This is a genomic window from Campylobacter majalis (genome assembly GCF_905120465.1).
Classification (GTDB): domain Bacteria; phylum Campylobacterota; class Campylobacteria; order Campylobacterales; family Campylobacteraceae; genus Campylobacter_A; species Campylobacter_A majalis.
The window spans coordinates 88,470-100,816 of sequence record NZ_CAJHOF010000004.1 but is presented as its reverse complement, the minus strand read 5'-3'; the positions used below and the strand labels follow the sequence as shown (position 1 = coordinate 100,816).

Genomic DNA, 12,347 nt, shown 5'->3' with positions numbered 1-12,347 from the left:
CGAAATGATAAGTAGCGTAAATATAAGTTCTGGGTTAAATCCTAGTTTAAGTAATAAAAATTTAGTAAAAAAAGAACCTATCGCACAACAAAGCGAAATGGTAAAAAATGATAAGATAAGCGAAATAGCTAAGCAAATAAATGAAGGTAGCTATGAGCTTGATATGAAAAAAACGGCAAGGGCTATACTTGATACCCTTGTATAAAAGGGAATAAGATGCTAAAAAAATATTTAGACGAAGCTGTGTTTATATTGGATGAGTTAATAATAACAACAAAGGACGATATAGCCAACATAAAAGAAGCTAGGCATTCAAAAGTCGATGAAAGTGTGGCTAAAAAAACTAAACTTATTAAAGAATTTGAAATAGCAAAGAAAAATTTAGATACAGAGTTGGTAAGGATTTCAAAAAATACTTCAGATGTTGCTTCTAGTTTAGATGATGAGATTAAAACGAAATTGGTTATCATGAGAGAGAGATTAGAAAATTTAAATACAGTAAATAAAGAGTATGCAAGGCATGTTGTTTTGGTAAAAGAATTTTTTGATAGCTTAACAAAAAAGATGTTTAATATACAAACAGACTCATACTCAAGCGATGGCTCTGGCGATACATTTTATAAGGCGAAGGTTTAATAATGGCTAATATTTTTATGTCTTTAAACACTGGCGTTTCAGGTCTAAATGCCGCTCAGGTGCAAATTTCAACAACTGGAAACAACATAACAAATGCCGATTCTACATACTACACTAGACAACGAGTAGTGCAGTCGGCTGCAATGTCCATGTATAATGTCCAAGGCGGTGTAGGCACTGGAACACAGGTAGAAACAACTGTAAGAATACATGATGAGTTTGCGTATTCAAGATTAAAAACTGCTTCAGCAAATATGGAAAATACAAGCTATAAAAAGAGAATTTTGCAAGAATTGGCGCAAAATTTTCCAGATTTAAAAGATGTTGGCATAGGCAGAGATATGACTAATTACTTTAACGCGTGGAATAATTTTGCTTCAAATCCAGACGAATCGGCACAAAAGTTAAATCTTATAAATGCGGCTACGACATTTACAGCTGGTATAAATCGCACAGCAAATAAACTAGACGATTTGCAAACTGAAGTCGATAAAATGATGAGAATAAACATCGAAGAAGTAAATAAAATAGGTCAGCAAATTGCAAATTTAAATAAAGAGATTAGGCGTGTTGAATCAGGTGCTGACTCAGGCATAAAAGTCAATGCAAATGATTTGCGTGATAAGCGTGATGAGTTAGAATTAGCACTTGCAAAGCTTGTAAATATCGATACGTTTAAAAGCCAGTTAGCAAGTAATACTAGAATCGATAGTGGTATCACAGATGAGGGTAGGTGGTATAATTTAAATGTTGGTGGAGTGAGCTTGGTTGATGGTGTTAGTTTTCATCCTTTAGTTATGCAAAATAGTGAAACAAATGGAAATTTCACTGGCGTTTATTATGAGATGCAAGATGGCAGATTAATCGATATGTCTGAACGTATCTATAGTGGTAAAATCGGTGCTCAGTTAGATTTAAGAGGGCGTCATTATGATACAAATTTGCAAAAATTTACAGATGGAACCATACAGAGATATATAGACAATATGGATATTTTGGCAAAAACTGTTATCAATAATACAAACAATATATACGCTGAGTCTGCCATGGAGATATCAAATACACAAGATTTTAGTTACTTGGATAATCATATAACACTAATGAATTATTCAAAAGAGATACAACATGGTAGCTTTGAAGCGATAGTTTATGACAATCAAGGTAGAGAAGTAGCTAGAAAAACAATACACATAAATGGCACAACTAGTATGAATGACACAGAGTATGGAAATTCAATCGTTGATGATTTTAACTCAAACACCGATGACAATAACGACAACAATATGTTAAATGATGTTAATGACTACTTCACAGCCTCTTATCACTATGACAAGCTTACAAATAAAGGCACATTTGCAATAATTCCAAACCAAGCCAAGGGTCAATACAGTATAGCGTTTGTAGATAAGGGTACAAATTTTCCGGGCGTTATGGGGTTAAATGCATTTTTTACAGGAACTGACGCAAGAAGCATGGCTGTAAATAATGACTTTTTATATGATCATACTAGACTTCGTGGATACTCGACACCAGTCATTGGAAATAACGCTGTAGCAAACAAAATGGTTCAGTTACAATACGATGAGTTGAAATTTTACTCAAATGGCATACCACAGGATAGAGATGATACCATTGAAGGTTATTATAGGTTTTTAACCACTGATATTGCAAGTGACACAGAAGCAAATAATAATTTTAACTCAACAAATGAGTCTTTATACAAAACAGCACAGCAGGAATTTCAATCAATAAGTGGTGTTGATACGAATGAAGAGCTTTCAAATCTCATAAGATTTCAGGCAAGTTATGGTGCGGCGGCTAAAATAATTACAACCGTTAATGATATGTTAGATACACTTTTATCATTAAAACAATGAGTTTAAAATCGCTTTTAAATGCTCACGTGCTTGATAAAAATACTATAAATGGATTGTTTTCATATGCTGATCCGCTCCAAATAGCACGTGAGATAGATGATGATTTAGCTAGAATGGTTTGTGCCTTATTTGCATATGGCAACGCAAGACAAATCGTAAAATTTTTAAAAACACTTGATTTCTCGCTTATTAATTCAAGTGAAGAAAATATAACAAAATCATTAAAAGGCTATAAATATCGTTTTCAAAATGAAACAGATATAAAAAATATATTTATTACATTAAGACGCTTTAAGCTTGAGTATAGTATAGAAGAACTTATTTTAAAAGGGCTTGAAAAAGGTGGCATAGAGCATGGCATAAATGAGATTATTTCTAAAATTTTAAGCCTAAATAATTATATGTCAAGTGGATATGAGTTTTTCTTTGGACGCGGATTTGATGAGTTTGCGACCTCGCCATATAAGCGTTACAATATGTATTTTAGGTGGATGGTTAGAGATACTGACATAGACCTAGGGGTATTTAAAAAAATCGATAAAAGTCGGCTTTTAATGCCACTTGATGTTCATACTCATAGAGTTTCATTAAAACTTGGGCTTATAAAACGAAAGAGTTACGATTTTAAGGCAGTTATGGAGCTAACAAATAAGCTTCGCTCGTTTGATCCGCTCGATCCTATCAAATACGACTTTGCACTTTATAGAATAGGGCAGAGTAAAGAGCTTGAGTTTATGACAAGATAGGCTGGAGTGGGATTAGCCACCTCCAACAAACTCAACTATCTCGTATTTGTTAAATTCTGATATTTTAGTTTCATTCCATTTTAAGCGTGGTAGAATTTCACCATCGGCCTCAATGGCTATTTTATCGGTATTGTATCCTTGCAATTGTAAATATTTGCTGATACTAATATCATCTTGTAAATTTATCTGTTTAGAATTAATTGTTATTTGTATCATTTTTATACTCTTTTACAAAGTTGGCTATCCTTTCGATGCCTTTTTTGATGCTGTTTATATCAGTTGCAAAACTAAGTCTAAAATAGCCATCCATGCCAAAGCCAATCCCTGGCACACAAGCTACATTTGCTTTTTCAAGAAGTTGTGAACAAAATTTCATCGAATCAGGCTCTACGTCTTTGCAATTTACAAATAGATAAAATGCACCGCTAGGCTTTGCTACGCTTAGTCCTTTTATGGCGTTTATCATATCTACAGCAAGATCTCGTCGCTTTAAATATTCGCCCTTCATATGCTTTATATCAGCATCACTTTCGCCCATTAAACTTACAATCGCACCAGCTTGTGTAAGGCTTGATATATTGCTTGTGCTTTGGCTTTGTAGTTTTTTTACGGCTGAGTTTAGCTCGTCAATTGCACTAGCCATATAGCCAAATCTCCAGCCTGGCATCGCACCACATTTACTTAATCCGTTAATTGTAACAGTTCGTTTAAACAAATCATCGCTAACTGACGCAACAGATACGAACTCGCCATCAAATGTTAATTTTTCATACATCTCGTCGCTTAATACAACTATATCTGTGCCTTTTAGCACTTCGCCAAATGCCAAAATTTCATCACGTGTATAAATTGCACCGCTAGGATTATTTGGGTGATTTAGGCATAATGCCTTTGTTTTTGGCGTTATGGCGGCTTTTAGTTGCTGTGCTGTTATCTTAAATCCAGCTTTATCATCTGCTTCTATAAATACAGGCACACCACCACTAAATTTTACCATCTCAGGATAACTTACCCAATACGGACTTGGTATTATAACCTCATCGCCATCGTCTATTAGTGCTTGAAATAGGTTAAATAGTGAGTGTTTTGCACCAACATTTGTCACGATTTGACTTGGCTTGTATTCTAAATTATTATCATGCTTTAATTTATAAGCAATAGCTTGTAAGACCTCTTTTGTGCCAGGCACTGGAGTGTATTTGCTGCAACCTTTATCAAGTGCAGTTTTTACGGCATTTTTAATTACCTCTGGTGTATCAAAATCTGGCTCACCAGCAGAAAAGCTAAGCACATCTATGCCTTTTGCTTTTAATTCTGCTGCTTTTGTGCTGATTGCTATGGTTAAGCTCTCGCTTAAACTACTTATTCTTTTGGCTAGTTTCATTTTGCTACCTCTTATGTTTGATGTAAGATTACATAAAATTTTTAGTATAATAATACGTAAAATTTTACAAAATTGTTTTAGTTTATTGTTTTTAAATAACCATTGTCGTTTAAAAACAGATAAAGCTCACCTAAAATTTGCTTCTTTTGTGTATCATTTATCAATGTTGAAGCCAAAAGCCTCTCATTTAGTGTGTCTTGTATTTCGCCTATATCGTAATCCATGTCCTCCATGATATCAAGTATGCTTTGACTTTCTATTAAATTTTTTATTTCAAAGCCATCTTCTTTTAAAAATATTGTAGCTTCTGTTGGATGAGTAAATAGATTATGGCTCATTCCAAGCACCTCTTGATAAGCACCTACAAGGAAAAAGCCTAAAAAATAATCCTCTTTTTCAACATCAACATCGTGTAAAAATAACTGATTGCCGTCTTCATTATAGCTGATTTCTCCGTCACTATCGCAGGTGATATCCCAAATGCAAGCTGGCAAAGTAGGGCGGATATCAAGTCTATCAAGTGGCATGATAGGGAAATTTTGCTTAAGCCCCCAAAAATCAGGTAGTGATTGAAACATTGAGAAATTTACCAAATATCTCTCTTTTATCTCTTCTTGTATTCGCACCAAATCAGCTGTGCTATTTTTATTTCCTAGCATTATGATTGCTTTTTTGCTGATAAGTTGAACCAATACTTCGGCATTTGAGCGATCTTGCAAATCCACATATCCTAAGTCAAATAGCGTCAAAACACTCTCCATATGATGAATGCTATCATGTAGATACTCAAGTGCATTTGATGGGCGTATGGAATTATACAAATCATATAATTCTGTAATTAGTTGTGGATTTTTCTTTTTGAGATTTAATTTTTCTTCTGTATGGTCTTGACTAAATAGCTCAAGCACAGGTGCTACTAAAAGTGCGTGAGAAGCAGAGATAAAACGTCCGCTTTCAATAAATATATCTGGTTCAAATTCATTTTTTTGATTTGCGATATTTTTAAGTAGATAAACAACGTCGTTTGCGTATTCGTTTAGCGTGTAATTACGACTTGAGCTTTGCTTAAATTGCGAGTATTCTATCGCCAATCCACCACCTAAATTTATGGCTTTTAGGTTATTTGCACCCATTTTTCTAAGCTCAGCATAGATGTTTCCTGCTTCTGTTAGAGCTTTTTTTAGTGGGTGGATTTCAGTGATTTGAGAACCAATGTGAAAATGTATCATACTAAATTGATCTAGTAAATTTGCTTTTTTTAGCATATTTACAGCCTCGATTAATTCAGTCGAAGTTAGTCCAAATTTTGAGTATATGCCACCACTTTTTGCCCATATGCCAGAGCCTGTAGAGTGCAATCTTATGCGAAGTCCGATGTTTGGCTTTGGTGCAAATCTCTCTTTTGCAGTTGCGATAATGGCTTCAAGCTCGTTTAAGCCTTCAATTGTTAGCGTTATATTGTGTCCCATTTCAGCTGCGATAAACCCTATGCTTATAAGCTCTTTGTCCTTAAAACCATTAACTGTTATTGGTGCATTGTCGTTATTATATGCCATAGTTAGCAATAACTCGGCTTTCGAACCAGCTTCAAGTCCATAGTTGTAAGGCTTTCCTAGCTCAACCAAGTTTTTAACAAATCCTGGATATTGATTTACTTTTAGTGGATAAACAGCGTTAAAGCTTCCTTTGTAATCAAATTCCTTTTTTGCTTTTGCAAAACTTGCATAAATTTGCTCTATTTGCTTTTTAATAAGATGTGGAAAACGAAGCAAAAGCGGTCCTCGATATCCTTCGTCACGTATCTCTTTTACTATATCTAGTATTGCTGGTTTGCTTTTTTTATTTATGCAGACTTTGCCATTTTCTATTACAAAGTTGTTATCACCCCATATATTTAATCCATAATCATTCATTTTGCATCCTTTTTGATATATTTTATCGTTATTTTATAGTCCATTTCGTTATTAAAATTTGCTTCTTGATTTATGCTTTCTAGCTCTTTTAGTGATTTTTTGCTTAAAATTTCTATATGCTCTTTTTGATTTATATTTTCCCAAATTATACCGTATCCGCACAGGTGTCTAGCCAGTAAATTTTTATATTTTTTAAGTGCCTTTGGCTTTGTTTTATGGCAGAAATTTTGGCAAAATCCGCTATCTTGATGGCGTAAATTTACGGTATACATTAAATTAAGCCTTGATATGAAATTTGCGTGATTTCTTGTTTGATTTGCTTTAAATTAAATTTTTGCAAAGGATCAAAAAACAAGGCTTCGCAGGGCTTGATTTGTAAATTTTTTACAACAAAAAGGCAGTAGTTTTGTCTAAATTTTTCAGCCATTTCAAACTCCTTTTTGGTTAGTAAAAAGCCTCCTGAACTTTGTGAAATTCCCTTTACTTCAACGCAAAAAAATTCATCATCAAAATCCATTTTAAAATCAAATCCACAGCCAAATTCCCTGGTGTCCGTTAGCGTAAAATCTTTAAAATATTTTCTAAAATTTTGAATAAAATAATTCTCCGCCGCCCTGCCAGTCGCCACTCGTTTAATCGGCTCTGTTTGCACTTGCAAAAAGCTATCGATTTTTGATTTTAGCTCAAAATTTCGCACCAAAAAAGATGATATAAGAGCCGAAAAATCATTTAAATTTAGCCTTTGATATTCATCAAGAATCGCCCTGCAATACTCTCTCATCTCACGCTTATACCAGCCTTTTCGTGGATTTTGAAAAATTGGGTCAAACTCATCGCGGTAGTTTTTAATATTCATCGGTTTTGCATCAAGTGCGTATCCTAGCACATTAAAGGCCTCTGTAAAGCTTGAAAATCCAAGCTTTTTGTAACCGATTTCATTGAATTTTGATAAAAACAGACCGCACAAGATGAGTTTTTCACGATTTTTTAGCATTTTTATTTTTACCCTAAAATTTTCTCAACCTCACTTAAATTTATCGTTTTTTCATCTTTGTTTTGTAAATTTTTATAAAAAATTTCGCCATTTTTTCGTTCATTTTCGCCAACACAAAGGAAAATTTTAGCATTTGCTTTGTCTGCATCGTTTAGATGTTTTTGTAATTTCTTGGCTTTGTAGCTAATGTTTGTTTTAAAATTTTGTCTAAGTTTTGTTGCCAAAGAAAATACAAAATCAACATTTTCTTCATCCAAAGCACAGACATAAATGCCGTCTCTTTCGCACTCATTTTGACGTGAATCTAAAATTTCCATTATCCTATCCACACCCATTGCAAATCCAACACCATAACTAGCTCGTCCGCCCAAATACTCAACAAGCCTATCGTATCTGCCACCACCAGCCACAGCTGATTGAGAGCCAATCTCATCACTAACAAACTCAAATGCAGTTTTACAGTAATAATCAAGCCCTCGCACTAGCTTTGTATCTATCTCGTATGAAACACCACTTGCATTTAAAATTTCTTGTAGTTTATTAAAGTCATTTTTTGCTTCATCGCTTAGACTATCACTCATTATTGGTGCATTTTTATAAATTTCTTGACAGCTATCAACCTTGCAATCAAGCACACGAATAGGATTTAGCTCTTTGCGACGTTTGCAATCAGGGCAAATTTTATCATCGTGATCATTTAAGAAATTTATTAGCTTTTTGCGATATGAAGCCATACTAGAAGCGTCGCCAAGCGAGTTGATTTTAAGGGTGGTTTTTATGTTTAATTTGTTTAAAATTTCATTTAGCATAAGTATCACAGAGGCATCTTCTTTTACATCAGCTTCGCCAAAGCACTCAACTCCAAACTGATGAAACTCTCTTAAACGCCCTTTTTGCGGTCTTTCATAACGAAACATAGAGCCATGATAAAAGTATTTATACACCCCACCAGCCTTATCAAGCTTAGCTTCGATAAACGCCCTAACTACACCAGCTGTGCCTTCAGGACGCAAACACACGTCATTTTCGCCCTTATCGATAAATTGATACATCTCTTTGCCGACTATATCGCTACTTTCGCCAACGCTTCGTTTAAATAGCGTGGTTTGCTCTAAATGCGGAGTTTTTATAAGCGTATATCCGTAGTTTTTGGCTACATTTTGGGCTGTATTTATGATTTTTTCATATAATTCGCCTTTAGTGTGCATTATGTCCTTCATCCCACGTAGTGCATTTATCATTTTAACTCCTTTATAAACTCTAAAATTTCATCTGTGATTGTTTTGATGTCTTTTTGTGCTTGTATTATGATATGCGGTATGCTTAATGTGCTTACGAGTTTTAGCATATTTTCTTGCACATCTATTAAATACTCTATGCCACGTTTTTCTATCCTATCTGTCATGTTTCTTGTGTTTAGCCTGTTTTTTATCGTGTATTCATCGGCTCTAAATAGCACGATCGCGTTTGGTAAATTTTTGCCAAGCACGAAGTGATTTAGCTGAAGTAAGAAATTTACATCGATATTTTTATCATTACTCATTGCGTATGCTATGCCAGAGATAAAGCCACGATCGCAAAGGATTATTTTATCTTGATTTTGGCTTAAAAATTTTTGCGAATGCTCAGCTCTATCAGCCAAAAATAAAAACATCTCAGCATTTTTACTAAGATTATAATCGCCATTTAGTAAAATTTCGCGTATCTTTTTACCAAAATGCGTCGCTCCTGGTTCATGTGTTTTGACACAATTTGGCAAAATTTTGCTTATGATTTCAATTTGTGTGGATTTACCCACACCATCAATCCCCTCAAATAAAATATGCATCGATACGTTCTTTTAGGGTTGGTATTATGATGTTTGGCACAAGCTTACTAACATCTCCATTATGATTTAACACAGCTCTTACAATCGAGCTTGATATAAAAGCATTTTCTAAGCTTGGCATTAGATAAATCGTTTCAAAATCGCCCCAAAGAGTGGCATTTGCATAGCCGATTTGCAGTTCGTATTCAAAGTCACTTACCGCTCTAAGCCCACGAATACTTGTTCTAATGCCATGGCTTTTGGCAAATTCTATCAAGAGCCCAGAAAAACCAGCAACCTCAACATTTGGCAAATGTTTTGTGGCAATTTGTGCCATTTGTATGCGTGTTTCTAGTCCAAACATCGGCTTTTTAGTATCATTTTTTGCTACTGCTACTAGCACTTTTGAAAATAGTTTTGATGCTCTTTCTATGACGTCTAAGTGTCCATTTGTAATGGGATCAAAAGTCCCTGGATATATGCATGAGTTCATTAATAACCTTGGTTTTAAAATCAAACCGATATTTTATCTGTATTTTTATAAATTTTTGCAATGGTTTTTAAAATTACGATCCTTTTTATGTAAAAAACGCAAAAGGATCGCAATAAAGTATTAGTTAATAACTCCACATACCATTCTTGCTCCACCTCCACCAAGTGGTTTTGGATGGTCGTGATGGTTATCTCCACCAACGTGAATCATAAGAGAGTGTCCTTTAAGTTCATTTATATTTTTGATCTTTGGTGCTAGAACTGGATAGTTTGCAACGCCGTCATGATCAACATAAAGTGCTGGCAGATCGCCTTTATGTCCATTGTCATCCCAAGCAAATGAGTGCTTTTTGCTATCGCTTGGATCCCAGTGACCACCAGCCTTCATGCCAAGTCCTTTTTCTGTTTTACTACAATCAGGATTTGTATGTATGTGAAAGCCGTGTATTCCGCTATCTATGCCTTTTAGATTAGGAAAAAAGGCAACACCGTAGTTCGTGTTTATTGCAACTACTTCGCCGACATTTATGTTTTCTTTTTCATTTAGTTGTTGCATTGGTATAACGATATGTTCAACTGATTTTGGATCAAACTCATGATTTTCATGAGCAAACAAACACATGCACAACGCAACACTGGCTAATAATGTTTTTTTCATAACAATCCTTCTTAGTTAAGATAAATCACAAGTTTATCACAAACATATTAAATTTTAATTAAAATAATCGCTTCTCTCATACCGTGCTTAGTATTATTTTTATTTTTATAAAATATTACCTTATATCAAAACAAATTACATTTGAAATTAAAAATATAAATTAAGTTTAAATTTAAAATTTCTCCTAAACAAAAAGCTTTCTTACAAAGTGCTAAACGATATGCTGATAATTTTAAAAACTGCAAGTAAAACAACATTAAAGGGTTTAAATTCACTATTTTTAGAATTAGTTAATAAAAAAGAGAAGGTGCTTAATTAGTCACTTCCCCCAACGTTTGTAAATGTCATGTTTTATATTTAGTAAATCAAGCCATTTGCCAACTATAAAATCAATCATCTCATTTACGTTACTAGCTCCTGAGTAAAACCCCATAATAGGCGGTGCGATAGATACGCCAATTGCTGATAATTCGCTCATTTGTCTAAGCGATATTGGTGAAAATGGCATCTCTCTAACGCCTAAAATCAGCTTTTTTTGCTCTTTTAGTGCCACAGCACACATGCGTGTAATTAGCGTGTTTGATATAGAATTTGAAATCTTTGCTAGTGTGTTTATAGAGCAGGGTGCAACGATTGTCTTTTCTATGCCAAACGAACCAGAAGATATTGGTGCATCAAGCATAAAATTATCGTAAAAATTTATATTTTTAAATTTAGTAAAATCAACGCAAATATTACTTTCTTTTTTTAGTGTTAGTTTTGCAGCATCTGAGATAACGGCGTGGATTTCATGTTGTGTTTCGTCTAAAATTTCAAGCAGTCTAAGCCCCAAGATGCAACCACTAGCACCGCTTATACCGACAGCTATTTTCATCTTATTATAACCTTATTGTTTGATATTATGTTTGCTTTGTAGCTTTTTCTATCCTTGCTTCGAACCATTATCACATCGCCTAAATTACCATTTTGTAAGGCATAAACATCTATAATGACACTCACACCATCTTCGTTTATATTTGCCTGTATTTTATCTCCTTTTTTTATTAAAGATATTTCTGTAAAATTTTGAGTTAAAAGTGTTTGTCCTGATGCTATTTTTGATTTTGCCATAAGTTTTGATGCATTTAGTTTTTGGATTGAATTTTTATCAAATTTTTCAAACTCAATCCATGTTTTTTGATAGTCAAATGCACCAAGAATCTGTCCTTGGTTTAGGTTATTTAGGGCTTTAAGTATTGGCATTTTTGCCTTAAAGCTATATTTGAAATATAAATTTTTAGTGCTTAAATCAGGCAATTCAAACATAACTCTAAACACACCATTTGATGACAAATTTCCAGTTGTGATTAGTTTTTTGTAGCTATATGTATCAAAATTTTTCGGCAATGAAACTTGCGGCTCAATTGTAATCTTTTCAACCATTATGCCACTATATTCGTTTGATAATCTTTTTAAAAACTCAGCCTGAATTAAATCAAAAGTAGTGCAGTTTTTTACAAAAGCGACACTTGTGCCTGTTTTGTCATTAAATGTTTTAAAGTTTGAAGTTAGTATGTTTAATAGCTCTTTGGTTGAAATTTTAGCTGCTCTTTTGCCATTTAGATTAAGTATCTCGTTATCAACACCATCAAAGCCAAATGTATGCAAGGTTATGCTATCTTGATTAACACAATACATAGGATATATGCTTGTAGTGGGAAGAGCTAATAAAATTAATGGAAAAAACAGTGTAAGAAAAATGGAGCGGGAAACGAGATTCGAACTCGCGACCCTAACCTTGGCAAGGTTATGCTCTACCCCTGAGCTATTCCCGCAATGAAATTGAAGTCGGCATTCTAGC

Annotated in this window: 15 protein-coding genes and 1 tRNA gene; 4 read left to right on the top strand and 12 right to left on the bottom strand. The window is 34.0% G+C overall.

Annotated features, from left to right (window positions below):
* Nucleotides 1-4: 4 nt before the first annotated feature.
* Genes LQU93_RS03100 through LQU93_RS03085 form a run of 4 tightly spaced genes read left to right on the top strand, consistent with a single transcriptional unit; the run spans nt 5 to nt 3,259 of the window.
* On the top strand, nt 5-205 hold the full coding sequence (locus LQU93_RS03100) for a flagellar biosynthesis anti-sigma factor FlgM (RefSeq protein ID WP_229932431.1): 201 nt from the start codon (nt 5-7) through the stop codon (nt 203-205).
* An 11-nt stretch (nt 206-216) separates the two neighbouring features.
* Nucleotides 217-636, top strand: a complete 420-nt coding sequence (locus tag LQU93_RS03095) for a flagellar biosynthesis protein FlgN (protein ID WP_229932430.1) — start codon at nt 217-219, stop codon at nt 634-636.
* A 2-nt stretch (nt 637-638) separates the two neighbouring features.
* Nucleotides 639-2,513 (top strand): flagellar hook-associated protein FlgK, encoded by a 1,875-nt coding sequence (gene flgK, locus LQU93_RS03090; protein WP_229932429.1) that lies wholly within the window; start codon nt 639-641, stop codon nt 2,511-2,513.
* A complete protein-coding gene (locus tag LQU93_RS03085; RefSeq protein WP_229932428.1) occupies nt 2,510-3,259 on the top strand; it encodes a TIGR02757 family protein in 750 nt (249 codons plus the stop codon). Before flgK ends, LQU93_RS03085 begins: the two co-directional genes overlap by 4 nt.
* A 12-nt stretch (nt 3,260-3,271) precedes the next feature.
* On the opposite strand, the gene thiS is transcribed toward LQU93_RS03085, so the two are convergent.
* The 12 genes from thiS to LQU93_RS03025 form a co-directional block, all read right to left on the bottom strand.
* Nucleotides 3,272-3,475, bottom strand: a complete 204-nt coding sequence (thiS, locus tag LQU93_RS03080) for a sulfur carrier protein ThiS (protein ID WP_229932427.1) — start codon at nt 3,473-3,475, stop codon at nt 3,272-3,274.
* Complete coding sequence (locus LQU93_RS03075; protein WP_229932426.1) at nt 3,456-4,643, bottom strand: pyridoxal phosphate-dependent aminotransferase; 1,188 nt, start codon at nt 4,641-4,643, stop codon at nt 3,456-3,458. Before LQU93_RS03075 ends, thiS begins: the two co-directional genes overlap by 20 nt.
* A 77-nt stretch (nt 4,644-4,720) precedes the next feature.
* Nucleotides 4,721-6,556 carry a biosynthetic arginine decarboxylase gene (gene speA / locus LQU93_RS03070; RefSeq protein ID WP_229932425.1) on the bottom strand — a complete coding sequence of 612 codons (1,836 nt, stop codon included), beginning with the start codon at nt 6,554-6,556 and terminating at the stop codon, nt 4,721-4,723.
* Nucleotides 6,553-6,828 (bottom strand): hypothetical protein, encoded by a 276-nt coding sequence (locus tag LQU93_RS03065; RefSeq protein WP_229932424.1) that lies wholly within the window; start codon nt 6,826-6,828, stop codon nt 6,553-6,555. Before LQU93_RS03065 ends, speA begins: the two co-directional genes overlap by 4 nt.
* Complete coding sequence (locus LQU93_RS03060) at nt 6,828-7,550, bottom strand: protein NO VEIN domain-containing protein (RefSeq protein ID WP_229932423.1); 723 nt, start codon at nt 7,548-7,550, stop codon at nt 6,828-6,830. Before LQU93_RS03060 ends, LQU93_RS03065 begins: the two co-directional genes overlap by 1 nt.
* 8 nt (nt 7,551-7,558) lie before the next feature.
* Nucleotides 7,559-8,791 (bottom strand): histidine--tRNA ligase, encoded by a 1,233-nt coding sequence (gene hisS, locus LQU93_RS03055; protein ID WP_229932422.1) that lies wholly within the window; start codon nt 8,789-8,791, stop codon nt 7,559-7,561.
* Nucleotides 8,788-9,378: a dTMP kinase gene (gene tmk, locus LQU93_RS03050; protein ID WP_229932421.1), complete on the bottom strand. Its 591-nt coding sequence runs from the start codon at nt 9,376-9,378 to the stop codon at nt 8,788-8,790. The genes hisS and tmk overlap by 4 nt, the downstream gene beginning before the upstream one ends.
* Complete coding sequence (coaD, locus tag LQU93_RS03045) at nt 9,362-9,850, bottom strand: pantetheine-phosphate adenylyltransferase (protein ID WP_229932420.1); 489 nt, start codon at nt 9,848-9,850, stop codon at nt 9,362-9,364. The genes tmk and coaD overlap by 17 nt, the downstream gene beginning before the upstream one ends.
* A gap of 120 nt (nt 9,851-9,970) precedes the next feature.
* Nucleotides 9,971-10,507, bottom strand: a complete 537-nt coding sequence (locus tag LQU93_RS03040; protein WP_229932419.1) for a superoxide dismutase family protein — start codon at nt 10,505-10,507, stop codon at nt 9,971-9,973.
* A 319-nt stretch (nt 10,508-10,826) separates the two neighbouring features.
* Nucleotides 10,827-11,381, bottom strand: coding sequence for a UbiX family flavin prenyltransferase (locus LQU93_RS03035; protein ID WP_229932418.1), 555 nt, complete (start codon nt 11,379-11,381; stop codon nt 10,827-10,829).
* Complete coding sequence (gene flgA, locus LQU93_RS03030; RefSeq protein WP_229932417.1) at nt 11,378-12,184, bottom strand: flagellar basal body P-ring formation chaperone FlgA; 807 nt, start codon at nt 12,182-12,184, stop codon at nt 11,378-11,380. Before flgA ends, LQU93_RS03035 begins: the two co-directional genes overlap by 4 nt.
* 62 nt (nt 12,185-12,246) lie before the next feature.
* A tRNA-Gly gene (locus LQU93_RS03025) sits at nt 12,247-12,321 on the bottom strand.
* Between the last annotated feature and the right edge of the window lie 26 nt (nt 12,322-12,347).